Below are 25,812 nucleotides of genomic sequence, written 5' to 3'. Positions count from 1 at the left end.
CAAACAGGCCCTCTCTCAGGCTATCGACTGCATTACCAGCCGGGACGCCCGGAACTGGTTTGACCACTGCGGCTATCACACACAAGCCGGCAAACGATAAGGATACATGGTTCACGAATCTGCTATAGCATGTTCCTGCTTGGTGTCCTTAATTCAGATTCTGCCGCCTTCTTTATTAACAGCGTTTGTGATAAGGTGATGAATGGCTACCTGCGAATGAAAATGAGCTACATCGGACAACTCCCCATCCCCGCGGCCACGGCCGAGGAGCAGGCCCACATTGCCGGGCTGGTGCAACAGATTCTGGCGGCCAAAGCCCACAACGCCGCCGCCGACACCGCCGCCCTGGAGGCGCAAACAGATGCCGCCGTGGTTGCCCTCTACGGCGTGGCCCTGCCCGCTGGCCCGGTGGGGGCGTAAGTAGCCGTACCGCTTCCTTTTCACAACGCCAAAACGGCCCGCTTTCGGGGAGGAAGCGGGCCGTTTGGCGTTGCGAATAGGGGTAGAATAGCGGGGTGAGGTTAGGCGGGCAGCGTGGCGCGGTGGGCGGTGGCTTCGGCAATGGCTGCCTCCAGCTCGGGCACCTGCACCGCTACCTGGCGCACATCCACGGCTTGCAGGAAGGCATCGGCGGGGGTCTGCGAGCCGGGGGCGGGGGGCAGGCTCAGGTCCTGCACCCGGCGCGAGGCCTGGGTGAGCAGCCGGTCGAGGAAGCGGTGTTCCCGGGTGCCGGGCGTCGCGTCGGCTACCTGCGGGGTGAGGCGCGTCACCTCGGCCTGAGCCTGCTGCAAGGCCGCGGTACGGTCGCTGGCCCGCTCCGCCGACTTATCGGCGCGCAAATCGAGCACCTGGTCGTTGAGGGTGAACTCGCGCAGCTCGCGGGTCAGGGCGGTGAGGGCGACGTCGCACTCGGCTTTGGTACGGAGTAATGTTACTGGAAACGGCATATAACTGAAATAGATAAGGTGGCAGAGTTGCCGGGAAGGTAACGGGCAGGCCTGCCGGCTATTGTCTGCAGGCTGAGAAGTTCTGTAGCAACCAGGCTGATGCGCGGCAAAGACGCCACACTTCAGGTGCCAGTGCTGAACGACAGCCGTTGCAACGACCGCGACGATTAAGAGCCTATCCGAATAGGCGGTCCTGCTTCGACAAGCGGACGCTAGATGAAGCATGACGTTCTCTTTTTCCTATTCGGACAGGCTCTAAGTGGTCAGCCATCAGGAAGCGTACAAACGGCGCGACCAAGCCGCCTCACCCCCCGGCCCCCTCTCCGAAAATGAGAGGGGGAGCCCAACGTCCGGGGCATAGCCGGTGCCCCTCTCTTGTTCGGAGAGGGGGCCGGGGGGGTGAGGCGCTGGAAAGGAGACGAGGCCGCGGAGAGGTAGCTAGGGCATGAGCACCCCGCCCAGCGCCGCCGCCTCGGCGCGCAGGCCGGCTACGCGGGCGACCAGCAGGTGGCCGGCGGCGGCGGCCCTGGCCGGGTCGGGCTCGTCGCGGGTGAGGTCGGCGGTTAGCTCGTGCCGCCAGCGGGCGTAGTGGGCGGCTTCGGTGGGCTCGGGTGGGGCGGGGGCCGCTTGCAGCTGGGCCAGGCCGGCGCGGCGGTGGGCCAGGGCGGCGGCCAGCGCCTGCTGCCGGGCCAGCTCCCGGCCCACCACCAGCAGGCGCAGGCGCACGTCGCGCAGGCGGCGGCGCAGCGGCTCGGGGGCGGGCGGGGCAGCGGTGGGCAGCGCCGGGGCCAGGGCCGGGTCGGGGGCGGGCAGGGGCAGCAGCGGATCGTAGGGGGCGGGCGGGGGCGGCAGCGCGGGCGGCCCCTGGCCCAACGGCGGCGGCAGCAGCCGGGCCAGCCACAGCAGGCGCGGCCCCAGCGCGGGCGGCAAGCCCTTGCGGCCCGCCTCCACATGCGTCACAAATCCCATCGACACGCCCAGGTAGCGGGCCAACTGCCGCGTCGAAATGCCCAGGTGCGCCCGCACGGCGGCCGTCAGGCTAAGGTCAAAAGCAGGAGAGGGAACGGCCATGCCGGCAAGGTAGGCACCCTGGGTAAAACTTTGGTAGCTGCCTACCTGTGTAGGTAGACAGCCCTGGTAAAAATAGGAGGGGTGCCTACCTGGGGGCAACTGCCGGCCATGCTGCCCGCGGGCGTGTACGTGGTGCGGGCCGGCGCGCAAACCGTGCGCCTGCTGATGGAGTAGCTGCCGCTCTCCTGTGAAGCTGTTTAGAAAGTTGTTCGAGACATGACGTTCTACTGTCCTTTCTAAATAGCTTAACAGGAGAGCGGGCCAGGCTGGCCGAAGCTGCCTTTGTGTTCGGCCGGCGCAAGGCCAGAGGGGCACCGGCTCCGGGGCCGCCGCCGGGCGGCTCAGGTGGTGCGCGCGGCCCAGGTCTGCTTGCTCACCTCATACACGAAGTTGAGCTTGGACTGCTCGCCATAATACGCCATTTCCAGCTCGGCGACCTTCGTGACGCCCAGCCGCTGAATGGCGATTTGCGACCGGACGTTGCCCGCCCCGATATGAAAGCGCACCGTGTCCACGAACTGGAACAGGTAGTCCAGCAGCAGAATTTTCACCGTCTGGTTGATGCCTGTGCCCCAGTACCGGGTGCCATAAAACGTGTACCCGATCAGGATGCTGTTGTCCTCGGGGTTGTAGTCGTAGAGGCGGGTGCTGCCCATGGTGGCCCCCGTGGCCTTGTCTACTATTCTGAAGGCCCCCCCGCTGCGCATGGCCCCCTCAAAAAAAGTAGTGAATACGGCCTTCTGCCAGCGGTTCTGGTTGGGGTGCTGTTCCCAGATTGCGGGGTCGGCGGCTACGGCATAGAGCTCGGCGAAGTCGGCCTCTTGCAGCGGAAGCAACACTACGGTGTCGGTTTCCAGGCTGGGTTGAATAGCGAAAGGAAGCATACCAGGAAAATGTAAGTAGGGTATCGGTGGGGAGGCGTAGGGGCAGGGAAGAGCCCATTGCTCAGAAGCTGCTCAAGGTAGCGCCAAGACCATTGGAACGGTGTAGAGACGCGACCCTTCGCGTCTCCTCGTTGAACGATACTCCTGGCAACGACCGCGACGATTGAGACGCGAAGGGTCGCGTCTCTACACCGTGCTGACCGTTTTATGCGTTACAGACGCAGCTTAGAGCGGTTTCGGGGGCAATAGCTAGTAGCGCGAACTGTGTACACGGAATCCGAAACCGCTCTAAGATATGCGTCTTGCACGATGCTTCTGGCGCATTGCCTTGCCGGGCTACAGCTTCTGTTGTTGAGCAGCCGATAAGCAGCGGGCGACGAAAGCGCCCGGGACTTTGCTACAGCTTCATGTAGTGCCTCTTAGCCATTTCCTTGCTGGGCTTCGGCGTTTCGGGGTGCTGCGCCAGCAGCTCCCGCACCTGCGCCGGCGTGATTTCCGTGAAGTCCTTAACTACCCGTAGCGGGGCCTGAAACTGCTCGGGCCGCAGGCCGCTGCTCACGGCCACCACCCGCATGCCGGCCCGGTAGGCGGCCTGCTCGCCCAGCAGCGCATCTTCGAACACCACACAGCGCTCGGGCGGCACGCCCAGCTTGTGGGCCGCCACGCGGAAGGTATCGGCGTGGGGCTTGCCGTTTTTCACGTCGTCCTTCCCCACCACCACGTCGAAGAAGCGGCGCAGGTTCAGGTGGTCGAGGATGTAGCTAATGGTTTCCGGGGCCGAGCCAGTGCCCAGCGCTATGCGGAAGCCGGCGGCGCGGGCGGCGGCCAGAAACCCGGAAAGACCCGGCGTTTCGCGCCGCTTGTCCCAGTACAGCACCCGGTAGAGGAACTCGCGCTGGGCGGCATACTCCTCCAGCTGCTTTGGGGGCACCGGGTGGCGAAACACGGTTTTGAGAACAGTGGTGGCGGGCATGCCGTTGAGGCGCTTGAGGAGCTGGCGGGCATTGGTGGTGAGGCCATGCTCGCGAAACAGCAGCTGAAAGGCCTTGGCCTGATACGCCGTGTTGTCGATGAGCACGCCATCCATGTCGAAGATGAGGGCGTAGGGAGGGGGAGAAGCAGGCATGTGGGAAAGAACGATTGTAGAGACGCGACCCTTCGCGTCTCCGCGTTGAACGATACTCCTGGCAACGACCGCAACGATTGAGACGCGAAGGGGCGCGTCTCTACCCGCAGGTGGCTGTACGCCTACCCGGCTATTTTGGCTGGCCGGGCCGCGAAGTAGCGCGCCGGCTGTTACCTTTGCGGCCGCTCGTGCCGGCTCGGAGTTACCCCGGCCGGGAGCGGATCGACTAAACGCGCTACCGATTTGAAAAAGAGCCTGTTCCTGTTGGGGGTTGCCGCGCTGTCGCTGCCCGCCTTCGCCCAGAAGAAAGCCAAGCCCCTGGACCGCCCCAAGCTGGTAGTCGGCATCGTGGTGGACCAGATGCGCTACGACTATCTGTACCGCTACTGGGACAAGTATGGCAACGACGGCTTTAAGCGGCTGCTGGGCCAGGGCTTCAGCTACGAAAATACCCACTACAATTACGTGCCCACCTATACCGGGCCGGGCCACGCCAGCATCTATACCGGCGCTACGCCCTCCATGCACGGCATTGTGGGCAACAACTGGTTTGTGCGCGAGGAAGGCAAGGGCACCTATGTAACGGAAGATAAAACGGTGCAGGCCGTGGGCGGCTCGGCGGCAGCGGGCCAACAGTCGCCGCGCCACATGCTGACCACCACCATCACCGATGAGCTGCGGCTGGCTACCAACTTCGAGGCCAAGGTAATCGGGGTGTGCATCAAGGACCGGGGCTCGATTTTGCCCGCCGGCCACGCCGCCACTGCCGCCTACTGGTACGACGGCGCCAACGGGGCCTTCATCACCAGCACCTTCTACCAGAATACGCTGCCGGAGTGGGTCGCTACCTTCAATGGGGAGCAGCGGGCCGCCCGCTACCTCGACAAGCCCTGGGAAACGCTGTTGCCCATCGGCCAATACACGGAAAGCACGGCCGATGACGTGGCCTGGGAATCGACGTTTCGGGGCGAAGCCAAGCCCGTATTTCCGCATGACCTGCCCGCGCTGAGCGCCGCCGCGCCGCCCGCCGTGCAGGGTGCCCTGAAAGCCGAAGGCGAGAAAGCGCCGGTAGCCACTCCGCGCAACCTGGATTTGATTCGCTCCACGCCCTTCGGCAACTCGCTCACGGCCGACTTTGCCCTCGAAGCCGTGCGGGCCGAGCAGCTGGGCCAGCGCGGCCCGACCGATTTTCTGGCCCTGAGCTTTTCCTCGACCGACTACGTGGGGCATCAGTTTGGCACCACCGCCATCGAAACCGAGGACACCTACCTGCGCCTCGACCAGGATATTGCCCGCGTGCTGAAATACCTCGACGCCACCGTGGGCAAGGGCCAGGTGCTGGTGTTTCTGTCGGCCGACCACGCGGCGGCTCAGTCGCCCGAGTTTATGAAGGCCCACCGGCTGCCGGCCGGCTCGGTGGGGCCGCGCCTCATGCGCGACTCTATTCAGCAGGCGCTGGTGCGTCGCCACGGGGCCGGCAATTGGGTGTTGAGCTACGAAAATCAGCAGGTGTACCTCAACCGGCCGCTCATTGCCCAGAAGCAGCTTAATCTGCGGCTGGTGCAGGACGAGGTGGTCGATATTGCCACCACGCTGTTTGGCGTCACCCGCGCCATCACGGCCGACGACCTGCAGAAGTCGCACTGGGAGAGCGGCATGCTGATGTACCTGGAAAACGGCTACTTCCCCAAGCGCAGCGGCGACGTGATGCTGGTGCTGGAGCCGGGCTGGCTCGAATCGTATGCCTACCCGGTGAATAAAGGCACCACCCACGGCTCGCTCAATAACTATGACACCCATGTGCCGTTAGTGTTCTGGGGCTGGCACGTGAAGCACGGCGAATCGAACGCGCCGGCCAACATCACCGATATTGCGGCTACGCTGGCGCGCTGGCTGCACCTGCAGGAGCCCAACGGCTGCACCGGCCAGCCGCTGCTGGAAGTTCTTTCTAAAAAGTGATGCGCAGAAGAACGTGTCAGTCTCGCTCTGTAGTTGTTTATCAACAAGTGGAAGCTGTTTAGAAAGTCAAAAGAACGTCATGCTGAGCTTGCCGAAGCATCTCTACCGCCAAAGTAATCAGGCTAGTTTGGCGGTAGAGATGCTTCGGCAAGCTCAGCATGACAACCATATTTTAGCGTCAGTTCCTACTTCAGGCACAAGTCTATGGTATAAAAAAACCAGCAGACGCCAGATGGAGCAGGACCCGAAACGTAAAATTCCACACACGCTTTAAGCAAAACCGGCGTAGGGCCCACCCGCCTGCCAACGCCTGACAATCAACGTATAACATTCACACTTCTCAGTACCATAATGACTCATTTTAACCCCTGGCACGATGTGGAGCGCGGCGAAAACGCCCCCACGGTTGTAAACGGCATCATTGAAATTCCCAAGGGCTCGAAAGGCAAGTATGAGCTCGACAAAGACAGCGGCATGCTCAAGCTGGACCGCGTGCTGTTTTCGGCCGTGCACTACCCAGCCGCCTACGGCTTCATTCCCCAAACCTACTGCGACGACAAAGACCCGCTGGACATTCTGGTAATCTGCTCCGTCGACATCGTACCGATGTGCCTCGTGGATGCCAAGGTAATTGGGGTGATGCAGATGATTGACGGCGACGAGGAAGACGACAAAATCATTGCCGTGGCCGCCAACGATATTTCGGTGAACCACTACAACGACATCTCCGACCTGCCCCCGCACACGCTGCTGGAAATGCGCCGCTTTTTCGAAGACTACAAAGCCCTGGAGCACAAGCAAGTGACTGTGGAGCGCTTTATGGGCCGCGAAGATGCCTACCGCATCATCGAGGACAGCGTGAAGCTCTACAACGCTACGTTTAACCCGAACGGCGTGGAGAAATCGGCGGGCGTAGAGCTCTAAGCCACCGCGCAGCCGAGGCACACCAAAAAGCCCCGCCGACCAGACTGGTCGGCGGGGCTTTTTGGTGTGCCTCGGCTGCGCTCAGCAGGACACGAAAAGCAAAATCCTACACACTAGACTTGTTCCTAAATTAGGAACCGATGCTAAAATTTGGCTGTCATGCTGAGCGCAGTCGAAGCCTCTCTACCGCTTCGTCCAAGTCGTGCAACGAAGCGGTGGAGATGCTTCGACTGCGCTCAGCATGACGTTCTTTTTTCGTTTCGCTTTATTCAGGAACAAGTCTACTTTAATGCCGCGCAAGTACCGGCAACGCTCCGCAACGACTACGCCGGGCAGGGGCGTGCTGCTGCACGCGGGCGGCATGGGCAGCCGGGGCTCGGGTGTACCAAATCCGGAGGGCGTTACGTAAGGGAGGCCATGCCCAAACAGCCCTCCGCCTCGCCGGTGCTCCGCTTCCTCTACGAAAACAGCCTGCTGCTCGTGGGCACTGCACTGGTATTGGCCGCCATGGTAGGCCAGGCCCTGACCGGCTGGCACGAGTACAACGGCGACCTGGAGGAGTTGGGGCTGTTGCCGCTGTCGTTGGGGCAATACCTCACGTCGGGACACTTTCTGGAAGCGACGTTTGAGAACTGGGAAAGCGAGTTTCTACAAATGGGTCTCTTTGTGCTGCTCACCATCTGGCTGCGCCAAAAAGGCTCCTCCGAGTCCAAAAAGCTGTACGAGGAGGAGGCTGTAGACCAGGAGCCCGACCCCAGCAAGCCCGATGCGCCCGGCCCGGTGAAGTGGGGCGGTCCGTGGCTGTGGCTCTACAAAAAATCCCTGACTATTGTCTTCTTTCTGCTGTTCGTGGGCTCGGTGTGGCTGCACGCCAAGGGCGGGGCTATTGTGTACAACATCGAGCAGCAGCAGCACGGCAAGCCCCAGCTCACGACCGTGGAATACCTGGTCACGTCGCGGTTCTGGTTCGAGTCGCTCCAGAACTGGCAGAGCGAGTTTCTGTCCATCGTGGCTATTGTGGGGCTGTCCGTTTTTCTGCGCCAGCACGGCTCGCCGCAGTCGAAACCCGTGGATGCCAGCCACGACGAAACGGGCGAGTAAGGGGCGCACGCTCTATCTTTAGGGCGCGGCGGCGGGCTTTCCGTGTTCTTCCCCGACGCCCGGAGCCATGCGCGAAGTCAGCGACAAACCAGCGGCCGCCGTTCCCGCCTTCCTCACCGGCCTCCGGCGCTGGGCCGATGCCATTCTGTACAGCAGTATGCTGGTGGCGGCGGCGGCTACCAGTCTCACCTGGGCCACCTTTCTGTTCTGGCGCGTCGATATTCCGTTTCGGCTGGCGGCGCTTATTTTCGCGGCCACGCTGTTTCTCTACAACATCGACAGCGTGCTGCCCTACAAATTTCGGCAGCAGGCCGTGCTTTCGGGCCGCAAGCTGTGGCTGATACAACACCGGCGTGGGCTGTTTGGGCTGGCGCTGGTGGCCCTGGCCCTGGCCACGCTGCTGTTCTGGCTCGACGGCTGGCAGCACTTAACGCTGTTTCTGGGGCATCTGGCCGCTATTTCACTGCTCTACTCATTTCCGGTGCTGAAGGTGCGGGGCCACTGGCGCGCCCTGCGCGACCTGCCGCTGCTGAAGGGCTTTTTGATTGCCTACGTCTGGGCGGCCATCACGGTGTGGGTGCCGGCCCTGTACCTGGGCAAACCGCTGCTGGCCCCGGTGGTGCTGATGCTCTTCGGCCGCCGCTTCTTCTTTATTCTGGCCCTGACGTTTGTGTTCGATATCCGGGACTATACCAAAGACCTGCTCGGCGGCACGCGCACTTTCCCGGGAATCTTCGGCATCCGGGCGGCCAAAATTTTGTCGCTGCTGTGCCTGGTTGTATCAGGCCTGCTCATTCCGCCGGGCCTGGCGCCCGTGCAGCTCCTGATTCTGACCCTGCCCACGCTCCTCACTGGTCTCATCGTGTGGTTTGCCGACGAAACCCGCCCCGATTATTATTTCGCTCTGCTGGCCGACGGCCTCATGGTAGCGCAGTTTCTGGCCGTGTACTGGGCGGCATAGCTGGTCGTCGCCCACCCCTTCCGCCGGTACCGTCGCGCCCCTCCACTACCATTGCCCCCGATTGCGCAGCTGTAAGCGTACTCAATGGAACGTCTTGCCTCGATAAGCGGATGCCAGAGCAGGCATGACGGAATTGGCGTTTTTACAGCGTTTTCGGGGTCCATGGCTAGTAGCGCGAACTTTGTAGTTCGCGTCGCCGCGCCGTTCGCAGTCGTATTATCAGCGCGGAGACGCGAACTACAAAGTTCGCGCTACTGCTGCTCTGTACACGGAATCCAAAACCGCGCTAAAAACGCCAAACCCGCGCTTAGCCGTTCAACGCGAGACGTCAGTAGGCGTCTCTACCTCGCTCAGGTAGTATGAAACTGCTACAGAGTGCTGCTCAAAACGTTTTTGACGTTGTCAGCTCCTCAAAAGCCGGACCCAGAAACTGCGTAATGTCGCCCGCCACCAGGCCCGCTTGCCCCGTGTTGCGGGCCGCTAGGTCGCCGGCGCGGCCGTGGGCATACATGGCCAGCAGGGCCGCGTCGAGTGGCGGTAGTTGCTGGGCGCGCAGCGCCGTGAGCACGCCCGTAAGCACGTCGCCACTGCCACCAGTAGCCATACCGGGGTTGCCGGTGCTGTTGAAGTATAGCTCGCCGGTGGGCGTGCCCAAACAGGAGTAAGCGCCTTTCAGTACCACGTAGCAGCCGTGGGCGTGGCAAAAAGCGCGCAGCAGCTCCAGGCGGTGGTAGTCGTCGCGGGCTGGGCTGGTGAGGCGCTCAAACTCCCTGGGGTGCGGCGTTAGTACCGAGTCAGCGGGCAGCAGAGCCAGCAGCCCTGGGTCGGCCCCGAGCAGGTTCAGCGCGTCGGCATCCAGCACGAGCGGCACCTGGGCTTCCCGTAGCAGCTGGGTCAGCACTTGTTTCGTCGACTCTGCCTGCCCTATTCCCGGCCCAATGCCGACGGCTGAATACGGCTTCAGATCCGGCAGCTCGCTGAGGTAATCGGAAGAAGGGTCGGTGAGGGCCATGGCTTCGGGAGCGGCAGTTTGGAGCACATCGTAGCCGCAGGCGGGCGTGCGCACCGTCAGCAAACCCACGCCGCTCCGTAGGCAGGCCTGCGCGGCCAGCAGTGCCGCGCCAATCTTACCCCGGCTGCCCGCCAGCAGCAGTGCATGGCCGTAGGTGCCCTTGTGCCCAAACGTGGCCCGCCGAGGCAGGCGACCAGCCAGGAAAGCAGCATCCACGAAATACAGCTTGCTTGCGGCCTGTGCCAAGAACTGTGAGCTCAAGCCAATCGGGACGACCGGCCACTGGCCGACAAAGGCCGCGTTTTGCGGCAGCAGAAAAGCCAGCTTGGGTAGCTCGAAGCCCACGGTGTGCCGGGCCCGCATAACGGGCGCATCGGCGGGCTGGGGCGCGTCGGCAAACAGCCCCGAGGGAATATCGATGGCCACGACGCGCGCCCGCGCCTGGTTGAGGTGGGCCACTACGGCGGCGGCCACACCCGCCAGGGGCCGCGACAGGCCAGTGCCGAATAGTGCGTCGATGACCAGCGCGTCCACGGCAATAGTGGGCAGGGCCGCCGCGTCCAGCGTCGTGCGGGGCACGGTGGCCGGCAAGCTGCGCTGGTTGGCCTGGAAGTCCGGGGAATAGCGGTCGGCGGGCAAGAGGTATACCTGCACGTGGTACGCGGCCTGGTGCAGCAGGCGGGCCACGGCCAGCCCGTCGCCGCCATTGTTGCCGGGCCCGCAGAAAACCAGGATTTCGCCCGCTTCAGCCGGTGTCTGCCGGGCCATCAGCCACCCGGTGAAAGCCGTGGCGGCGCGTTCCATCAAGGCTTCCGAGGTGATGGTTTGCTCCCGAATAGTAGCAGCATCGGCTTGGCGGGTTTGGGCAGCGGTGAGAATTTTCATAGTGTGACTAAGTAGTCGCGCAAAAGTAATCGTAGCAAAAAAAGGTCGTCATGCTGAGCTTGTCGAAGCATCTCTACTGCGTCACTAACCCTTCTGACTGGAGTACATGCGCGGTAGAGATGCTTCGACAAGCTCAGCATGACGTTCTAAATTCAATACGCTTACTTCTGCACGACCACTTAAGAAGCTGTTTGAGGTAGCAAAAAAAATCTGGACCGGTCATGCTCTGTCTGGCGTCCGCGCAGTCGAAGCATGACCGTTTTTAATGCCTCAAACACCTTTTGAGTGTGGATGTGCAGCAGGTGGCCGAACGATAAGCGAAGAAAATAACCTGTGCTGCCACTGGTCCGGCAAGATTCTATACAGCACAGTAAATAACTGTCGGCGCGGCCGCTCACCGCCAGTAACGGACCCGAGGCCCAAACGGCCTACTGCCGCGCCGTTGCGAGGGTAGAGGAAGTAACTTCTGTGCGTCAATCGGGAAAAACTTCCGGCCTGCTCACCACGTTTGCTACAAAACTGACCTGTCTACCTTCGACCCCAACCCAACCTTTTATGCAAACCTGGAACGACGTTATCCGGCTGGCCAACAATGGCAGCCCGGCCCCCGATAAGCGAGTTGAGAAAACCGATGCCGAGTGGAAGGCGCAGCTCACCGCCGAGCAATACCACGTCACGCGTCAGCACGGCACCGAGCGCGCCTTTACGGGCGAGTACTGCGAGGCCCACGAATTGGGCCTGTATGCCTGCGTGTGCTGCGGCACCCCGCTCTACGATTCGCGCACTAAGTTTGAGTCGGGTACGGGCTGGCCGAGCTTCACGCAGCCGGTAACAGACAACGCCATTAAGTACAAGAAGGACACCAGCTACGGCATGACCCGCGTGGAGGCCCTGTGCAACGCCTGCGACGCGCATCAGGGCCATGTTTTCCCCGATGGACCGCCTCCGGGCGGCTTGCGGCTGTGCATCAACTCGGCCTCCATTAAGCTGGTGACGGAAGCCAAGGAAATAGTAGAATAGGCTGGCTGGGGCAATCAGCTAGTTATCCCACCAATTATTTGAGCGGCGGCCGGACCTGTTCCGGCCGCCGTTTTTATGCCCGAATTGCCCACCCGTTTCGTGGCGCACTGGGTTGAGAGCGGTGAGGCCGCTACCTTCGACCCTGCATCCTACTATTCGGGCCTGAGACTTCTTGCTTATCTACTCTTATGCAACACGTTACGCTGAAATGCTTTGCCCTATTGGCTTGCTGGTTCAGCTGCCTGACGCTCCCGGCTCAGGCCCAGACCAACATTCAAACCCCGAAGCCTCTCCACTCGCTGGAAACCGTCGGCATTCCGCAGCCGGAAATGCTGGTGCCGATGGGCCGGCGTGCTACTACCGTGGCGCAGCTGCAACAGCGCCTGTGGCAACGCTACATGGCCAGCACTAACAGCTGGCAGAATGAATACCGCAATCTGTACTCACGCTACGGCGCCTCCACTCTGTATGGCTGCCTGAGGAGCGAACTGTGGGTTGATGCCGCGTGGAAGGGGTTCAGTGAGACTCTTCGGCGCTACAACGCCAGCGCGCAGCCCGTGTCCGATACGCTTTTGATTCTTGACCGGCCCATGGCCGAGCAACGCGTTTGGGCCTACGCCTACACCTATACCAATGGTCAGCGGACCCAAGTCAACTGGTTCCTGAATCAGGGCAACCCGACATGGCTCCTGCAAGAACGAACCACCTTGAGCTACAACGCTGCCGGGCAGCTAACGCACTTTCTCACGGCAAGCCTTTCGTCGAGCGGCGTATTTGAACCCTATGAACAGGTTTTCTACATCTATAACAGCCAGGGGCAGCTGGAAGTCTTTGACTACCAGCGGCTGGATGCCACTGGTGCCTGGCAGTCTGGCAACAAAATATTCTACACCTACAACTCGCAGGGCAACGTTCAGCAAACCCGCAGCCAGCAGATTGCCAGTAGCACCGGTCTGTTGCAGGATTTCCACCGTGATACCTATCAGTACGACGCGGTCGGGCATCTGGCTACAAAGCTGATTGAGGAATGGAACGGCATCGCCTGGCGTACCTGGGCGCAGAACCTGTACACCTATGACGCGCAGGGCAACCTGCTGTCAGAACACGGGCAGAACTGGACCGGCACCAGCTTCCAGGATGGCTACCGCGACCTGTATACCTACACCCAGATAACCAGTGTGCGTGCAGCGGCCACTACCCGCGTCTCTCTGGCGGTGTCGCCCAATCCGGTGCAGGGCCAAGCCGTGCTGCACTATGAGCTGCCGGCCTCGGCTACTGCGGCAACAGTTGATATCCTGGATGCTACCGGGCATCAGGTGGCTACCACCATACTCTCTGCTATGGGCGCGACGCAAGTGAGTCTGCCTACTGAGGCCTTGCCCGGCGGCCTCTACCTGGTGCGCCTGCGGGCCGGGGCCTGCACGGGGCAAACTCGTCTGGTGGTACAGTAAAGACGACGGCGGTTACCCTGGTGCGGCCGGTGCTCTCAGGAGTAATAACCGCGTCTGTTGGCTAAAGCAGATTGTGTACGATAAGCTGGCTTCCGAGAGAAATACGGCGATACGTGGTCGAGCCGCGTTTAAAGTGAGTGCGCGGCGTAGGCGGTAAGCGGAAGGTATGGGCAAAAACAGCGAAATTGCCAATCACTGCCGCACTCTGCTTGTCGAACTGATGTTCCAATTGTCGAACTGGTGTTCCAAAACGAGGCTTTCCCATCCCTATCCCTACTTCCCCGCCCATCATGTCCTTGCTCTTCACCGATTTTGCTTCCTGGCAGGCCCATTGCGCCGCCACCGGCGAGCCGCTCTACCAGCCCGTGCTGGACTACGAAATCGAGCAGAAGGGCCGAACTGAGGCCGACATCTGGCCCGGTCTGCAACGGGCCTACGATGTGATGCGCGACGCGGTCAAAACCGGTCTTACCGAGGACATGACTTCGCGCTCGGGCATGATTAACAACGGTGCCAAGAAAATAGCGGCCTCGCCCATCACCGTGCTTTCACCCGAATTCAAGCAGCTCATTACCAGGGCTCTGGGCGCTAAAGAGGTGAACTCGTGCATGGGGCGCGTGGTGGCGGCCCCCACGGCCGGTGCTTCCGGTATCCTGCCAGGCGTGCTGGTCACGATTCAGGATCTGCACCGCCTCGACGACCACAAGATTCTGGAAGGCCTGCTCGTTGCGGCCGGCATTGCGCTTATTATTGAGCAGAACGCCTCCCTGGCCGGGGCCGTGGGCGGCTGCCAGGCCGAAACCGGCAGTGCGGCCGCTATGGGCGCGGGGGCCATCGTGTATTGCCTCGGCGGCAGCGTCGATTATGTGTTTGCGGCCGTGGCCATTACCATTCAGTGCATGCTGGGCCTGGTGTGCGACCCGGTAGCGGGCCTGGTGGAAGTGCCCTGCGTGGTGCGCAACGCCTCGGCGGCGGCCATTGCCTTCTCCTCGGCCCAGATTGCCATTGCCGGCGTCGACCCCGTTATTCCGGTAGACCAGTGCGTGGCGGCGTTGGGGGAAGTAGGCCAAAGCATGGAAACCCGCTACAAGGAAACAGCGTTGGGCGGCTTAGCAAATACCACCCGCGGCCGCCAGATCGAGAAAATGGTATTGGTGCAGGATGTCAATATTCTGCCCGACGAAGACTAGAGCTGATGCCGTGAGCCGCTGTGGGCCGCCTGCTGCATTGCCTCCTGTCCGCCGGACCACTATTGATCTGGCCGCGCTGCCTATCTACCGCCTATGCCTACTCCCGATTTTCTGCTGCCGGCCAACGAATCCTTGCGGCTGCAGGCTTTGGCACCTTACCGGGTGCTGGGCACCGCCCCCGACGCCGTATTCGACGAAGTAGCCCGCCTGACAGCCAAGCTGTTTGACGTACCTATTGCCCTGCTTTCATTCGTGGATGAAGACAGCGTGTGGTTTAAAGCCAACTTTGGCCTGGCCGGGGCCGAGCATGTGCCCCGCACCGAACATGTATGCGCAGTGGCCATTCTGAAGGATGAGCTGCTCATCCACGAAGATTTACTCCGGGAGCCGTGCAAGCTCACCAAGCCCGGTGTGGCCGCCGACTTGCAGTTACGGTTTCACGCGTGCCAGCCGCTGCGCACCGAAACCGGCTACTCTATCGGGGCGTTATGCATCATCGACCGGGAGGCTCGCACGCTAACGGATGAGGAACAAACCCGCTTGCATTCGCTGACCGACGTGGTGATGAAGATGCTCGATTTGCGCCTGCGCCTGGCCCTGGACCGCCCGCTGGCCGAGGCCAGTGCCACTTGGCTGCGGCTCTACCTACGCCTCGACGAGTCGCTCACCCGCCTGGGCACCCTGGCCGAGCTGGCCCGGTGGGAAACACCCGGTACGCCAGCAGCCCTGAGCTACCGGAAGTCGCTGGATGAAGAGGCCAACCTAGTGGTGCAGCTGCTGGATGTGCAAACCACGGCGGCCCTTGCTACCCTCCGTTGAGGCACGTAGGCAGCGGCCCAGAAAATGTATACCACTCTACTACACCGTTCGCGCTACAGTACCCTTAGCCAATCGACTTCAGATCGGGTGACATGGTGAGCTTGGCCAAGAACTGGATGGCCTCCCGGTAGCGGACGCGCAACTCCTGGTACTTCTGCCAGGCCTCTTCCCGGTCGGCACACAGCACGAGGTCGGCTTCCGAAAGCTGATCGTAGGTATGCAGGAAATCGATGCGCGTCGGGTCTTCTATGGGGTTGTTGTCGTCCAAGGGTACGGCGGGCTCGGCACGGGCGCGCTCCTGGAAGTAGCGCGCCACGCGGTTGACGGCAATGCAGCCGGCCTTGAAGCATAATTCCATCTGTGGGTCGCGCTTCTGATCGACGGTGCTGATAATAACGGCCGAGGCTTCCAGAATCAGCCCCGCGGCCGTTACCCAGGAACGGCCCGGCTGGGGCGAGCGGAAAAAGGACAGAATCGGCAGTGACGTGTGGGTCTCCTCAATTTCGACAAACCACTCTTCCCAGGTTTCCCATTGCGGGCCATCGTCGGCCAGGGAGCCGGTGCGGTTTAGCCACAGAATGAGCTCGGTGGCGGTCCGGTTGGTGCCGCAGCGCAGTTCCAGACGGGCCACTACCAGCTCGCGCCGGGTGAAGGCCTGGTACATAGTGGGTAGATAGGAAATGAGCAGCGTAATAAGCAGCAGGCCAAACGTAGCTTCGGAAAATGTGCAAATGCTACCCAGAACCGTGGCGGCTTTCACCGAGCCCAGGGTGAGCAGGGCGTTGCTGCTAAGAATATAGCTGGTCGTGATGCTGCCCTCGCCCACAGCCCACAGCATGCCCGTGTAGCCAAACGAGAGTAGAATAAGCCACACAACGGGCAGCATTACCAGCGACACGGGCGCGTAGAGCGACATTACCCGGTCGCGGGCGGCGTAGGTATTGCGTTGGGCCGCCAGGAAGCTAAACGTATGCCGGGTGAGCATAAACACCCAGTTGTTGATCAGCACCGACTCGTTGCGCGGCAGCACAAACGACCGGATAGCCGACAGAATGGTGGTAAGCACCAGAAAAGCCCCGCCCAGAAAAGCGACGCCTCGCAGCAGAAAATCGAGCATAGAGAATACGCAAACGCGTGGCACCGTGCCCGCTGTGCCTTTTTACTCCTACCGCCCGGAATGGTTAGCCCGCCGCGGCCAGTGAATAGCGCAGCCGCTGCCGGCGCTCGGCCACTACGGTGGCGTAGCGGGCCTGCAAGTCGGGTGGTAAAAACGAGCGGTCAATCAGCGCCTGAATCTTGGCTTCGTGCTGCACAATATCGGCCAGCAGCCGACGCACGCGGGAGAGGGGCAGGCCCAGGCGGCGGCCCAGCTCCAGGAAGTTGTCGTGACTATAAAAGCCCAAGGCATCAAACGCGGGCGGATCGTTGGTTGGGTCGGGGCAAAGAGGCACTGCCGTATCCGACTCGTCCGGAAAGTGCAGCTTGGTGCTGAGCAAGTCGTAGGCCGGGGTGAAGTGGTAGGCTTCGTCGTGAGGGGTGCGGTGCAGCGAAAAGTTCTTGAGGTGAGCATCGCCGTTACCTACCAGATAATTGAACAGCAGGAGTTGGAAAAAAGCCGTTAGCTCGGGCAGGTAGGTGGCAGGCAAGGCCTGGCGAATTACCTGCCCCATTTCCTCGTAGCTGTAATCGTACTTGTAGTTGGGGCCGTGCTGCTGCTGGGTGCGTCCGGCCAGCTGGGCAAAATCTTCCTGCAACAGGCGGCGGCCATCGGGCTGCACATCGAAGCGCCGGGTGAGGTATGCGGGTTGGCCCGTGGCAAAACGCAACACCGCACAAGCAGCCGTAGGCAACCGGAATACCTGCCGGGCCAGCTGCATCGTCAGGTGCTCATTGGCGGGCACCGCTTCCGGATGCACGTTGATACTGGGAATAGGCTTCAGAATGTACTGGCCCCCGGCGTTAGTCAGCTCCAGCGCTGCAGTACCGGCCGCTAGCCGCACGGAAAACTTCTCCTGCACACCCGACATTGACATTTGGCGCGTCAGCTCGCGGTAGCGCAGGGCTTCTTTGGGCGTGGCTTGCTTCGGGGGCGAAAAGGCCAGCACCGCCGACACCGCGGCCCCGCCGAAAAGCTCCCGCTGGCAGCTGGCACAGAAATCGGGCTGCTGTTTGGTAAGTCGGCGGTAGCAGCCCGCGCAGTAAGCGGATTTTTTGGTAGGACTCATTAAGCCGAAATTTCGCGTACGGTGATGGCGCCGATGGTTTCCGAGTGGGCCGTTTTTACCAGGCGCAGCATCTCGTCCTGCTCATCAATGCCCAACTCCCGGCACTGAATCTGTTTGGCTATACCTTCGGCCAGCAAGCCGGAGAAAAAACTGAACAACACCGGCGAAACGAAAGCGCCGTCCCGCTTCGGTAGCGTCAGGCTGATGGCTGGTAGTGTGCCGGTCGCATATTCTGGTGCGTAGCGGAATGAAAACTGGCTGGTCGTGCGGCGTAAAATACCGGCTACCACGCCATTATAAAGCACTTCGGCCGCTAGTGGTTTCATATTTTGGGAACAATAGATAACGATAAACCGAGAACATCCAGAAGCTGGTTGAGCTGTTTCAATCCTGGATTTGCCTTGCCCGCCTCCAGTTTCGTAACAAAACTGTGCGACACGCCCGCCAGCTCCGCCAGCTCTGCCTGGGAAAGCCGGAGCAGCTGGCGGTGCCTATAGATTGAATCAGCTATGTCAGAAGGTGAAACCAAAAGAGTAATATTTTACCGATTTTTAACTAAAAGAAGTCTATAATTGACATTATTTGTTAAATGTAGTAAAATATTACGTAGCAGATCCTTACCCCCGCACCTTCCACAGCTGCTTGAACGACTTGGGTGCAATCTGCAACCCCTCGCGGCGCTTGTTCCAGCCGGTTTCGCCCAGCAGGCGGCTCAGCACCCAGTTCTTGCCACTCGTGGGGGCCATATCCCACAGCCAGCGGTGCTTCATACCGTAGAGCCATAGCGCAATGGCGCGCTGCTCTTCCTTATCTGAATAGCCGGCTGCCACGCTCTGCTGGCGGTTTTTGAGCAGAATGTTGTGGATGTTAATCTTCACCGGGCACACTGAGGAGCAGGCCCCGCACAGCGACGAGGCAAAGCTCAGGTGGTTGTTTTCCTCCAGCCCCGAAAGGTGGGGCGTAATCACGGAGCCGATGGGGCCGGAGTAAGTCGCCTCGTAGGTGTGGCCGCCAATGTTTTTATACACCGGGCACACGTTCAGGCAGGCCCCGCAGCGGATGCAGTGCAGGGCCTCGCGCTTGTCGGGCTGGGCCAGCAGGTTGGTGCGGCCGTTGTCGAGCAGCACCACGTACATTTCCTCGGGGCCGTCCTTTTCCAGCGGCTGGCGTGGGCCGGTATAAATGGTATTGTAGACCGTGACCTGCTGGCCGGTGCCGCTGGTGCTGAGCAGCGGCCAGAACAAATCCAGGTCATGCACGCTGGGAATCACCTTCTCGATGCCTACGATGGCAATGTGGGTTTTCGGGAAAGTAGCCGACAAGCGGGCGTTGCCTTCGTTTTCAGTCACGGCAATGCCGCCGATGTCGGCCAGCAGGAAGTTGCCGCCCGTCACGCCTACTTCGGCCGTGGTGTACTTGCCGCGCAGCAGGTGGCGGGCCGTAAGCACCAGCTGCTGGGCGTCGTCGGTGGGCTCTATTTTGAGGTGCTTGACGAAGATATCGGTAATGTCCTTTTTGCTCAGGTGCATGGCCGGCGTCACGATGTGGTAGGGCCGCTCGCCGTTGAGCTGCACGATGAACTCGCCCAGGTCAGTTTCAATCGAGTCGATGCCGTTTTTGCCGAGGTAGTGGTTCAAATGAATTTCCTCGGTGGTCATGCTCTTGGCCTTTACTACCGAGCGGGCGTGCTTGCGCTGCATGATTTTGCCGATTTCGGTCAGCGCTTCCTCCGCGTTCTGCGCCCAGATTACCTTGCCGCCGCGCCGGGTGAAATTCTTCTCGAACTCCAGCAGGTAGTGGTCGAGGTTGTTGATGGACTTGGCCTTGAGGTACGACGCCCGCTCCCGCGCCAGCTCGTGGTCCTGGTACCAGCCCAGGCCGGTTTGCACGGCCACGTTATACTTGCCGATGTTGAAGCGAATCTTCCGGCGGTGCTCCAGGTCAAAGGCCTTGGTGTCGGAGTCGGTCTGAAATTGGGCGGCTTTCGTGGTCATAGCGGTAGGTGTTGGCAGTCAGGGTATAAACAAATATAAAGCGTGGCAGTGAATGAAGTACAGATTACTTTCATCCACTGCCACGCTCTACGCAGGGCGCAAAAACGGCTACTGCTTATTCGAGTCCACCACAATGCGGTTGTCGCGGTTGGCTAGCTGCCAGGCCGTAAAGAACACGAGGCGGGCGCGCTTCTCCGTTTTCGGAAACTCGATTTTCTCTACTTCGTCGCCCGCGCCGTGGTAGTCGTCGTGCACGCCGTTGAAGTAAAACGCCACCGGAATCTTGTGCTTGGCGAAGTTATAGTGGTCGGAGCGGTAATAGAAGCGGTTGGGGTCCTGGGGGTCGTTGAAGCGGTAGTCGAGGTCAATCTGGGTGTACTTCTTGTTGGCTTCCTCGTTGATGGCGTGCAGCTCCGACGAGAGCTTATCGGAGCCGATTACGTAGACGTAGTCGGCTTTGCCCTCGTGGTCCTTATCGGTGCGGCCCACCATGTCGATGTTCAGGTCGGCAATGGTTTTTTCCAGCGGAAAGATGGGGTGGTCGGTGTAGTACTCCGAGCCCAGCAGGCCCTTTTCCTCACCCGTCACGGTCATGAACAGGATGCTGCGGCGCGGGCCGTGGCCTTCGGTTTTGGCTTTGGCAAAGGCCTGCGCCATTTCCAGCACCGATACCGTCCCCGAGCCGTCGTCGTCGGCCCCGTTGTGCACCTCGCCGTTGATGATGCCGATGTGGTCGTAGTGAGCCGACACAACCAGAATTTCATCCTTCTTGTCGGAGCCTTCCAGGAAGCCCAGCACGTTTTCGGTCGTAAACTGCTCCTTTTTCTTGGGTGCTTTAATCGTGATTTTGGCGGGCTTAAAGGTGCCGGCCACTGGCTTGCCGGCTTTCGTCACGTCGCTCTGGTACTTGCTGATGCTGGCTGCCGTGGCGTTCAGCAGCTTGTAGCCCACGGCCGGCGACACAAAAAAGGCGGAGCGGGCGGTTTCCTTGCTATCCAGAAACGACACGGTGGGGCGGCTCATGTAGGGAGCCATGCGGGCGGCCGCTTTGACGAAGTTGCTGCTGGAAGACGCATCGACAAAGAACACGCTTCGGGCTCCTTTCTGCGCGGCCAGGCTGGCTTTAGCCCGAAAATCCATGCCCCACTTGCTGCCCTGACCATCTTTACCCAGCAACGGCTTGCCGTCGGCATTCAGCGGCTCGCCCAGCAATACGATGATGTCCTTGCCCTTCACGTCGCGGCCCGCGTAGTCGGAGTAGCCGTCCTGCTCGATGCCGTAGCCGGCGAAAATGGGCTGAACGGTGGTTTCCGTTTGGAAAGGGGAGCTGCCGTAGGCGTAAAAATCCGTCAGCCACTTGTACGACTGGCCGCCCACTTTCAGCGTGGCGCCGTCGGCCCAGGTAGAGCGCTCCATGGTGAAGTGCTGTAGGTAGGGGTTGTCGGAGTTGGGCACCGGCCCGGTGAGGCCCAGCGCCTTAAACTGCTTGGAAATATAATCGGCGGCCATTTTCTGGCCTTTCTCGCCGGTTTCGCGGCCTTCGTAAGCATCAGAAGCCAGAATGGTGAGATGCTCGCGCAGGTCGGCCTGGGTGATGGTAGTGCCGTACACGTTGGCCCAGTCGGCTTCCTCGGGGGCCTGCCGGGTTGGCGGCGGCGTCACGTCGGTAGCGGTGGTAGCAGCCGGGGCTTCCGTCTTGCCGCGCTTGTGCTTGACCTTGATTTTTTCGGGAGCCTGCTGCGCCATGGCAGTCGTAGCGCAGCACGCAGCCAGCAGCAGCGTGTAGAGGGAGGGTTTGTTCATAAAAGCGGTGAAGTTGGGAAAGGAGGAAGTCGTGAAATCGTGGAGTTGATGGTGGCGTAGCGCCGGCCTGAACGGCTTGTACGCCGGCGCTGCTCTCCCGCAATTGCACTGTTTTATCACGAAGGTTGCACAATCAGCACGCTGGCGTAGGCGGCTACGCCCTCGCGCCGGCCCACGAAGCCGAGCTTTTCGGTGGTGGTGGCTTTGATGGAAATATCGTCTGCTGGAATACCCATCACCTCGGCCAGCACGCGCTGCATTTCGGCAATGTGCGGGTTGACCTTGGGCGCTTCCAGGCAAATGGTAGAATCGATGTTGCTGATGCTATAGCCCCGCTCCCGCAGCAGGCGCATCACTTCGGCCAGCAGCCGCTTGCTGTCGATGCCCTTGTACTGCGGGTCGGTGTCGGGGAAGTGAAAGCCGATGTCGCGCAGGTTGGCCGCGCCCAGCAGCGCGTCGCAGATAACGTGGATGAGCACGTCGGCATCGGAGTGGCCCAGGGCCCCGTGGGTGTGCGGAACCTGGATGCCGCCGAGCCAGAAGGGCAGGCCTTCCTGCAATTGATGAACGTCGTAGCCAAAGCCAGTGCGGATTTTCATACGGTAGGAGAGAGGAGAGCAAGAAAAATACTGGCCCCAAGGTACGATGCCCGGGGCGGATTGGGGAAGCGCTGCTCCGCAAGCAGCTTTTACCTGGCTCCCGCCGGGGCAAGCCCGCGTAAAGCGCCGTCGCGCTGCTCATGAAAAATATAGTGCGGCGGCTATAAAGTATTGGCCGCCGCTATCCGTCAGAATCAAGGAGGGCCGGAAGACCAGAAAATGAATAGCAAAAAATTAATGGAAACTTTGAAGTCATTTATAGTTTCCATTGTACCTTTGCCCCGTGAGTATGGAAATCAAGAACCGGATTCTGGTGGCTGCCGTCGAGTTGTTCATGCGCAACGGCATCCGTAGCGTGTCGATGGATGACATTGCCACCCACCTGGCGATGTCGAAAAAGACCCTCTACAAATGGTTCGAAAACAAGGATCAAATTGTGCTGGCCGTGATGCAGGGCCATCTGTCGAAGGAAGAAGTCGACTGCGAGCTGGCCTTCGCCACGGGCGGCAACGCCCTGGAGGCCATGTTCAACCTCATCAACTGGCACAAGGAAATGCTGGCTAACCTGCACCCCAGCATCTTCCACGACCTTCAGAAATACTACCCCCAGGCTTGGCAGCTATTCGAGCAGCACAAGAACACCTTCATCCTGCAGAAAATAGCCGACAACCTGCGCCGGGGCATGGCCGAGGGCCTCTACCGCCCCGACCTCGACGTGGATGTACTGGCCCGCCTGCACCTGGCCGAAATCGAGCTGATGTTCGACAACGTGGTGTTTCCGCCCCGGCAGTTCGGGTTGCAGCGCGTCAACTCCGTCATGGCTGAGCACTTCCTGATGGGGATTTCGACCCTCAAGGGCCACCGACTTATCAACCAGTACCGGAACGTAACCGAACCGGAAGTATAACTACCCGCTCTCATCTACCTCTTATGAAAAACGCGCTCCGTCTGTTGCTGTTCACCCTGCTGCCCTTGGGCGCGCAGGCCCAGCAAGGCCGCCCCGACGCGCCTGGTGGCGTTATGTCGCTGTCGCTGCAGCAGGCCATCGATTATGCCGTCAAGAACAAGCCGACGCTGCTGGCCACGCGCCTCGGCGAGCAAACCGCCCGGGCCCGGGTGGGCGAAATTCGCTCGGCGGGCCTGCCCCAGGTGAACGTGGGGGCCAACGTGGTCGACAACATCAAGATTCAGCAGGCCCTGGTGTCGTTTCCGGTGCAACAGACGCTGCTGACGCCGGGTAGCGTGCAGAACGCCAATGGCGGCGAAGAAGTCGTGCTCACTACCCGGTCGCTGGAAGTGCCGCCCCAGCCGTTTGCCTTCGGCCAGCAGTGGCAGGGCTCGGCCAACGTTTCGGTGTCGCAGCTACTCTTCGACGGCTCCTACTTCATCGGGCTGCGGGCCGCCAAAGTGTACGAGGACTTAGCCAAAAAGCAAACCCAGCAAGCCGAGATTGAGGTGGTGGAGCAGGTGAGCAAGGCCTACTACAGTACTCTGGTAGCCCGGGCCCGCCTCGACCTGCTGGGGCGCAACGTGCGCCGCCTCGATACGCTGCTCTACCAAACCAACCAGACCTTTAAGGAGGGCTTCGTAGAAAAGCTCGACGTAGACCGGCTGCGCGTGCAGCGCAACAACCTGGTGGTGGAGCAGCAAAAAGCCCAGCGCCTCACCGAGCTGAGCGTGGCCCTGCTCAAGTTTCAGATGGGCCTGGGGCAGGACCTGACCGTGCAGCTGACCGACTCGCTCAGCGCGGCCGTAGTAGATGCCGCTGCCTTGCGCCAGCGCCTGGGCGCGGCCAACTTCGCCCAGGGTGGCGGCGCGGCCGGCACCACTGCGTTGCCGGGCCAGCCCGCCGCCACTCCCGGCCGCGAAAACGCCGAGGAGCAAGCCCGCCAGGACCGCCAGACGGCCTTGACCGGCGGCCTGACTACCGCCGCCGGCGCGGCCTTCAACTACAGCAACCGCATCGAGTTCAGCACCCTGGAAACCCAGCAGGCCCTGGCCGGCCTCGACCTGCAAAACCGCCGCGTAGGTGCTTACCCGCGGCTGCTGTTCACGGGAGCCTATGGCGTAAACGGCGCGGGCCGCACGGCCAGGGATTTGTTTGGCTTCCGGGGTGCCGACTCGCGGGCCAGCAACGGCTTCGCCAACCAGAACTGGTTTGGCTTCGGCAACATTGGCCTCAGCCTCTCGGTGCCGGTATTCGACGGCTTTCGCCGCAACTACCAGGTGCAGCAGGCCCGCATCAGTCAGCAAACCATTGAACGGGGCTTCGAAACCCTGCGCCAGAGCATCGACCTACAAGAGGCGCAAAGCCGGGCCACGCTCACTAATGCCCTCGACGTGCTCGACAACCAGAAAGACAACATGGCCCTGGCCGCCGATGTGGCCCGCGTGTCGCGCATCAAGTTTCAGGAGGGCGTAGGCTCCAACCTGGAGGTGGTATCGGCCGAAACGGAATTGCGCACGGCCCAGACCAACTACTACGCGGCCCTCTACGACGTGCTGGTCGCCAAAGTAGACCGCGACAAAGCTACCGGCGAGCTGTACCGCCAAGCCCAGAAATAAGGAGCCGGTCGTCAGGAGTTACACGCTGGGAGACTCCTGACCACGCCACTACCATTTTCTCTCCCGGCTTCCTCTCTTATTTGCCCTTATGAAATACGTATCGTCTTCGGCTCTCTTATTCCTGGCTTTCCTGGCTGCCTGCGGTGGGCAGAAAGACCCGGCTACCGAGCTGGCCGAGCTGAAAAAGGAACAAGCTGCCAATCAAGCTAAAATTGCCGCCCTGGAAGCTAAAGCCGGCCCGGCGGGCAGCGCGGAAGCGGCCGTGGCCTCCGTGCCGGTCAGCGTGATTAGCGTGAAGCCCGAGAATTTTAAAAGCTACCTCGAAGTGCAGGGCCGCGCCGAGTTCGACGAAAACTCCATCGTGTCGCCTCGCGTGCCGGGCGTGCTGACCAGCATTCGGGTGCAGCGCGGCGACCGGGTGAGCAAGGGCCAGGTGCTGGCCACCCAGGACGCGACGGTGCTGGAGTCGGGAATAGCCGAGCTGCGCACCCGCCTCGAGCTGGCCAAAATCGTGTATGAGAAGCAGGACCGCCTGTGGAAGCAGCAGATTGGCACCGAAATCCAATACCTGCAGGCCAAGAACAACTACGAGGCGCTGCAGCGTAGCCTAGCCACGCAGCAGCGGCAGCGCGCCCAGTTCAACGTGGTGGCGCCGTTCAGCGGTATCGTGGATGAGGTGCCGGCCAAGGTGGGCGAAAACGGTGCGCCTGGCATGCCGGTGGTGCGGCTGGTAAGCGGCAGTGGCGGCAAGATTATAGCGGATGTGTCGGAAGCCTACGCCAGTCAGATCAAAGTCGGCGACCAAGCCCTGATAACCATATCGGATCTGGGCAACGAAGAAATCCCGTCGTCGGTGCGCGTGGTGGGTCGCACCATCAACGCGACCAGCCGCACGTTCACGGTCGAGTTCCGGCTGCTGAAAAACGTGGCCCAGCTACGGCCGAATATGGTGGCTACGGTGCGCATTCAGAATTACGACCGCGCCAATGCCACCGTCATTCCGGTGGACTTGGTGCAGAAGGACGAGCAGAACAGCTACGTGTACGTGGTGGAGCAGAAGGGCAGCCAGAAGGTCGCCGCCAAGCGCATCATTCAGACCGGCCAGACTTACAACGGCAAGGTGGAAGTCACGACCGGCCTCAAGCAGAACGACCAGGTGATTTCTGCCGGATACCAAAATCTCAATGAAGGACAACTTGTTAGTCTGTAGTGTGGCCCGGCGGGCCGTTTGCCCGCCGTTGCGCCCGAGTCATACCTCCCACATTTAACTGCCGCA

At 61.1% G+C, this 25,812-nt stretch carries 24 protein-coding genes; 12 read left to right on the top strand and 12 right to left on the bottom strand.

All coding sequences use genetic code 11. The annotated features are described in order from the left end of the window. Positions 1 to 222 precede the first annotated feature (222 nt). A complete protein-coding gene (locus E5J99_RS08120; protein ID WP_135497216.1) occupies positions 223 to 420 on the top strand; it encodes a hypothetical protein in 198 nt (65 codons plus the stop codon). Between the two features lie 101 nt (positions 421 to 521). On the opposite strand, the gene E5J99_RS08115 is transcribed toward E5J99_RS08120, so the two are convergent. The 4 genes from E5J99_RS08115 to E5J99_RS08095 all read right to left on the bottom strand — a co-directional run bounded on the left by E5J99_RS08115 (position 522) and on the right by E5J99_RS08095 (position 4,028). Further along, a complete protein-coding gene (locus tag E5J99_RS08115) occupies positions 522 to 947 on the bottom strand; it encodes a hypothetical protein (protein ID WP_135497215.1) in 426 nt (141 codons plus the stop codon). Positions 948 to 1,385: 438 nt separating this feature from the next. Continuing rightward, entirely contained in the window at positions 1,386 to 2,018 is a 633-nt protein-coding gene (locus E5J99_RS22025; protein ID WP_167852042.1) for a hypothetical protein, read from the bottom strand. Positions 2,019 to 2,359: 341 nt separating this feature from the next. Beyond that, on the bottom strand, positions 2,360 to 2,902 hold the full coding sequence (locus E5J99_RS08100; protein ID WP_135497212.1) for a GNAT family N-acetyltransferase: 543 nt from the start codon (positions 2,900 to 2,902) through the stop codon (positions 2,360 to 2,362). A gap of 397 nt (positions 2,903 to 3,299) precedes the next feature. Continuing rightward, positions 3,300 to 4,028: an HAD family hydrolase gene (locus tag E5J99_RS08095; RefSeq protein WP_135497211.1), complete on the bottom strand. Its 729-nt coding sequence runs from the start codon at positions 4,026 to 4,028 to the stop codon at positions 3,300 to 3,302. A 243-nt stretch (positions 4,029 to 4,271) separates the two neighbouring features. Between E5J99_RS08095 and pafA the strand changes: the two genes are divergently transcribed. From pafA to E5J99_RS08075, 4 genes are all read left to right on the top strand, one after another. Next, a complete protein-coding gene (pafA, locus tag E5J99_RS08090; protein WP_135497210.1) occupies positions 4,272 to 5,987 on the top strand; it encodes an alkaline phosphatase PafA in 1,716 nt (571 codons plus the stop codon). A gap of 351 nt (positions 5,988 to 6,338) precedes the next feature. Then, entirely contained in the window at positions 6,339 to 6,911 is a 573-nt protein-coding gene (locus E5J99_RS08085; protein ID WP_135497209.1) for an inorganic diphosphatase, read from the top strand. A 417-nt stretch (positions 6,912 to 7,328) separates the two neighbouring features. Continuing rightward, positions 7,329 to 8,012, top strand: a complete 684-nt coding sequence (locus E5J99_RS08080) for a DUF6766 family protein (RefSeq protein WP_245318803.1) — start codon at positions 7,329 to 7,331, stop codon at positions 8,010 to 8,012. A 67-nt stretch (positions 8,013 to 8,079) separates the two neighbouring features. Beyond that, on the top strand, positions 8,080 to 8,973 hold the full coding sequence (locus E5J99_RS08075) for a UbiA prenyltransferase family protein (protein ID WP_135497208.1): 894 nt from the start codon (positions 8,080 to 8,082) through the stop codon (positions 8,971 to 8,973). A gap of 382 nt (positions 8,974 to 9,355) precedes the next feature. Here the strand turns inward: E5J99_RS08075 and E5J99_RS08070 are convergent, their stop codons facing one another. Then, a complete protein-coding gene (locus E5J99_RS08070) occupies positions 9,356 to 10,870 on the bottom strand; it encodes an NAD(P)H-hydrate dehydratase (protein ID WP_135497207.1) in 1,515 nt (504 codons plus the stop codon). Between the two features lie 555 nt (positions 10,871 to 11,425). Between E5J99_RS08070 and msrB the strand changes: the two genes are divergently transcribed. From msrB to E5J99_RS08050, 4 genes are all read left to right on the top strand, one after another. After that, positions 11,426 to 11,890, top strand: a complete 465-nt coding sequence (gene msrB / locus E5J99_RS08065) for a peptide-methionine (R)-S-oxide reductase MsrB (protein WP_135497206.1) — start codon at positions 11,426 to 11,428, stop codon at positions 11,888 to 11,890. Between the two features lie 188 nt (positions 11,891 to 12,078). After that, positions 12,079 to 13,341 carry a T9SS type A sorting domain-containing protein gene (locus E5J99_RS08060; protein WP_135497205.1) on the top strand — a complete coding sequence of 421 codons (1,263 nt, stop codon included), beginning with the start codon at positions 12,079 to 12,081 and terminating at the stop codon, positions 13,339 to 13,341. A gap of 290 nt (positions 13,342 to 13,631) precedes the next feature. After that, positions 13,632 to 14,531 (top strand): L-serine ammonia-lyase, iron-sulfur-dependent, subunit alpha, encoded by a 900-nt coding sequence (gene sdaAA, locus E5J99_RS08055; protein WP_135497204.1) that lies wholly within the window; start codon positions 13,632 to 13,634, stop codon positions 14,529 to 14,531. Positions 14,532 to 14,624: 93 nt separating this feature from the next. Next, a complete protein-coding gene (locus E5J99_RS08050; RefSeq protein ID WP_135497203.1) occupies positions 14,625 to 15,350 on the top strand; it encodes a GAF domain-containing protein in 726 nt (241 codons plus the stop codon). A gap of 64 nt (positions 15,351 to 15,414) precedes the next feature. Here E5J99_RS08050 and E5J99_RS08045 read toward each other — a convergent pair whose 3' ends face one another. From E5J99_RS08045 to ispF, 7 genes are all read right to left on the bottom strand, one after another. Then, the gene (locus E5J99_RS08045) at positions 15,415 to 16,467 is read right to left on the bottom strand and encodes a hypothetical protein (protein WP_135497202.1); all 1,053 of its coding nucleotides are present in this window, start codon (positions 16,465 to 16,467) and stop codon (positions 15,415 to 15,417) included. Positions 16,468 to 16,531: 64 nt separating this feature from the next. After that, positions 16,532 to 17,575: a HipA domain-containing protein gene (locus E5J99_RS08040; RefSeq protein WP_135497201.1), complete on the bottom strand. Its 1,044-nt coding sequence runs from the start codon at positions 17,573 to 17,575 to the stop codon at positions 16,532 to 16,534. Next, on the bottom strand, positions 17,575 to 17,901 hold the full coding sequence (locus E5J99_RS08035; protein ID WP_135497200.1) for a HipA N-terminal domain-containing protein: 327 nt from the start codon (positions 17,899 to 17,901) through the stop codon (positions 17,575 to 17,577). Before E5J99_RS08035 ends, E5J99_RS08040 begins: the two co-directional genes overlap by 1 nt. Continuing rightward, entirely contained in the window at positions 17,898 to 18,104 is a 207-nt protein-coding gene (locus E5J99_RS22230) for a helix-turn-helix domain-containing protein (RefSeq protein WP_210114414.1), read from the bottom strand. Before E5J99_RS22230 ends, E5J99_RS08035 begins: the two co-directional genes overlap by 4 nt. 88 nt (positions 18,105 to 18,192) lie before the next feature. After that, positions 18,193 to 19,569: a LutB/LldF family L-lactate oxidation iron-sulfur protein gene (locus E5J99_RS08025; protein WP_135497199.1), complete on the bottom strand. Its 1,377-nt coding sequence runs from the start codon at positions 19,567 to 19,569 to the stop codon at positions 18,193 to 18,195. A gap of 108 nt (positions 19,570 to 19,677) precedes the next feature. Beyond that, positions 19,678 to 21,372, bottom strand: a complete 1,695-nt coding sequence (locus E5J99_RS08020; RefSeq protein WP_135497198.1) for a M28 family peptidase — start codon at positions 21,370 to 21,372, stop codon at positions 19,678 to 19,680. 116 nt (positions 21,373 to 21,488) lie between these two features. Continuing rightward, positions 21,489 to 21,971, bottom strand: coding sequence for a 2-C-methyl-D-erythritol 2,4-cyclodiphosphate synthase (gene ispF, locus E5J99_RS08015; protein ID WP_135497197.1), 483 nt, complete (start codon positions 21,969 to 21,971; stop codon positions 21,489 to 21,491). 289 nt (positions 21,972 to 22,260) lie between these two features. On the opposite strand from ispF, the gene E5J99_RS08010 reads away from it, so the two are divergent. The 3 genes from E5J99_RS08010 (at position 22,261) to E5J99_RS08000 (ending at position 25,746) form a co-directional block, all read left to right on the top strand. Beyond that, positions 22,261 to 22,878, top strand: a complete 618-nt coding sequence (locus tag E5J99_RS08010) for a TetR/AcrR family transcriptional regulator (RefSeq protein WP_135497196.1) — start codon at positions 22,261 to 22,263, stop codon at positions 22,876 to 22,878. 23 nt (positions 22,879 to 22,901) lie between these two features. After that, positions 22,902 to 24,536 carry a TolC family protein gene (locus tag E5J99_RS08005; protein WP_135497195.1) on the top strand — a complete coding sequence of 545 codons (1,635 nt, stop codon included), beginning with the start codon at positions 22,902 to 22,904 and terminating at the stop codon, positions 24,534 to 24,536. A gap of 88 nt (positions 24,537 to 24,624) precedes the next feature. After that, positions 24,625 to 25,746, top strand: coding sequence for an efflux RND transporter periplasmic adaptor subunit (locus tag E5J99_RS08000; protein ID WP_135497194.1), 1,122 nt, complete (start codon positions 24,625 to 24,627; stop codon positions 25,744 to 25,746). The last annotated feature ends 66 nt before the right edge of the window (positions 25,747 to 25,812 follow it).

The organism is Hymenobacter elongatus (genome assembly GCF_004745955.1).
Classification (GTDB): Bacteria; Bacteroidota; Bacteroidia; order Cytophagales; family Hymenobacteraceae; genus Hymenobacter; species Hymenobacter elongatus.
Note: the sequence above shows the minus strand (reverse complement) of the source record. Positions and strands in the feature narration are given on the sequence as shown.

What these genes read in the sequence shown, in the direction of transcription:
- E5J99_RS08120 (WP_135497216.1), top strand. Translation starts at nt 223, where the DNA reads ATGAGCTACATCGGACAACTCCCCATCCCCGCGGCCACGGCCGAGGAG.
- E5J99_RS08115 (WP_135497215.1), bottom strand. Translation starts at nt 947, where the DNA reads ATGCCGTTTCCAGTAACATTACTCCGTACCAAAGCCGAGTGCGACGTC.
- E5J99_RS22025 (WP_167852042.1), bottom strand. Translation starts at nt 2,018, where the DNA reads ATGGCCGTTCCCTCTCCTGCTTTTGACCTTAGCCTGACGGCCGCCGTG.
- E5J99_RS08100 (WP_135497212.1), bottom strand. Translation starts at nt 2,902, where the DNA reads ATGCTTCCTTTCGCTATTCAACCCAGCCTGGAAACCGACACCGTAGTG.
- E5J99_RS08095 (WP_135497211.1), bottom strand. Translation starts at nt 4,028, where the DNA reads ATGCCTGCTTCTCCCCCTCCCTACGCCCTCATCTTCGACATGGATGGC.
- E5J99_RS08085 (WP_135497209.1), top strand. Translation starts at nt 6,339, where the DNA reads ATGACTCATTTTAACCCCTGGCACGATGTGGAGCGCGGCGAAAACGCC.
- E5J99_RS08080 (WP_245318803.1), top strand. Translation starts at nt 7,329, where the DNA reads ATGCCCAAACAGCCCTCCGCCTCGCCGGTGCTCCGCTTCCTCTACGAA.
- E5J99_RS08075 (WP_135497208.1), top strand. Translation starts at nt 8,080, where the DNA reads ATGCGCGAAGTCAGCGACAAACCAGCGGCCGCCGTTCCCGCCTTCCTC.
- E5J99_RS08070 (WP_135497207.1), bottom strand. Translation starts at nt 10,870, where the DNA reads ATGAAAATTCTCACCGCTGCCCAAACCCGCCAAGCCGATGCTGCTACT.
- msrB (WP_135497206.1), top strand. Translation starts at nt 11,426, where the DNA reads ATGCAAACCTGGAACGACGTTATCCGGCTGGCCAACAATGGCAGCCCG.
- E5J99_RS08060 (WP_135497205.1), top strand. Translation starts at nt 12,079, where the DNA reads ATGCAACACGTTACGCTGAAATGCTTTGCCCTATTGGCTTGCTGGTTC.
- sdaAA (WP_135497204.1), top strand. Translation starts at nt 13,632, where the DNA reads ATGTCCTTGCTCTTCACCGATTTTGCTTCCTGGCAGGCCCATTGCGCC.
- E5J99_RS08050 (WP_135497203.1), top strand. Translation starts at nt 14,625, where the DNA reads ATGCCTACTCCCGATTTTCTGCTGCCGGCCAACGAATCCTTGCGGCTG.
- E5J99_RS08045 (WP_135497202.1), bottom strand. Translation starts at nt 16,467, where the DNA reads ATGCTCGATTTTCTGCTGCGAGGCGTCGCTTTTCTGGGCGGGGCTTTT.
- E5J99_RS08040 (WP_135497201.1), bottom strand. Translation starts at nt 17,575, where the DNA reads ATGAGTCCTACCAAAAAATCCGCTTACTGCGCGGGCTGCTACCGCCGA.
- E5J99_RS08035 (WP_135497200.1), bottom strand. Translation starts at nt 17,901, where the DNA reads ATGAAACCACTAGCGGCCGAAGTGCTTTATAATGGCGTGGTAGCCGGT.
- E5J99_RS08025 (WP_135497199.1), bottom strand. Translation starts at nt 19,569, where the DNA reads ATGACCACGAAAGCCGCCCAATTTCAGACCGACTCCGACACCAAGGCC.
- E5J99_RS08020 (WP_135497198.1), bottom strand. Translation starts at nt 21,372, where the DNA reads ATGAACAAACCCTCCCTCTACACGCTGCTGCTGGCTGCGTGCTGCGCT.
- ispF (WP_135497197.1), bottom strand. Translation starts at nt 21,971, where the DNA reads ATGAAAATCCGCACTGGCTTTGGCTACGACGTTCATCAATTGCAGGAA.
- E5J99_RS08010 (WP_135497196.1), top strand. Translation starts at nt 22,261, where the DNA reads ATGGAAATCAAGAACCGGATTCTGGTGGCTGCCGTCGAGTTGTTCATG.
- E5J99_RS08005 (WP_135497195.1), top strand. Translation starts at nt 22,902, where the DNA reads ATGAAAAACGCGCTCCGTCTGTTGCTGTTCACCCTGCTGCCCTTGGGC.
- E5J99_RS08000 (WP_135497194.1), top strand. Translation starts at nt 24,625, where the DNA reads ATGAAATACGTATCGTCTTCGGCTCTCTTATTCCTGGCTTTCCTGGCT.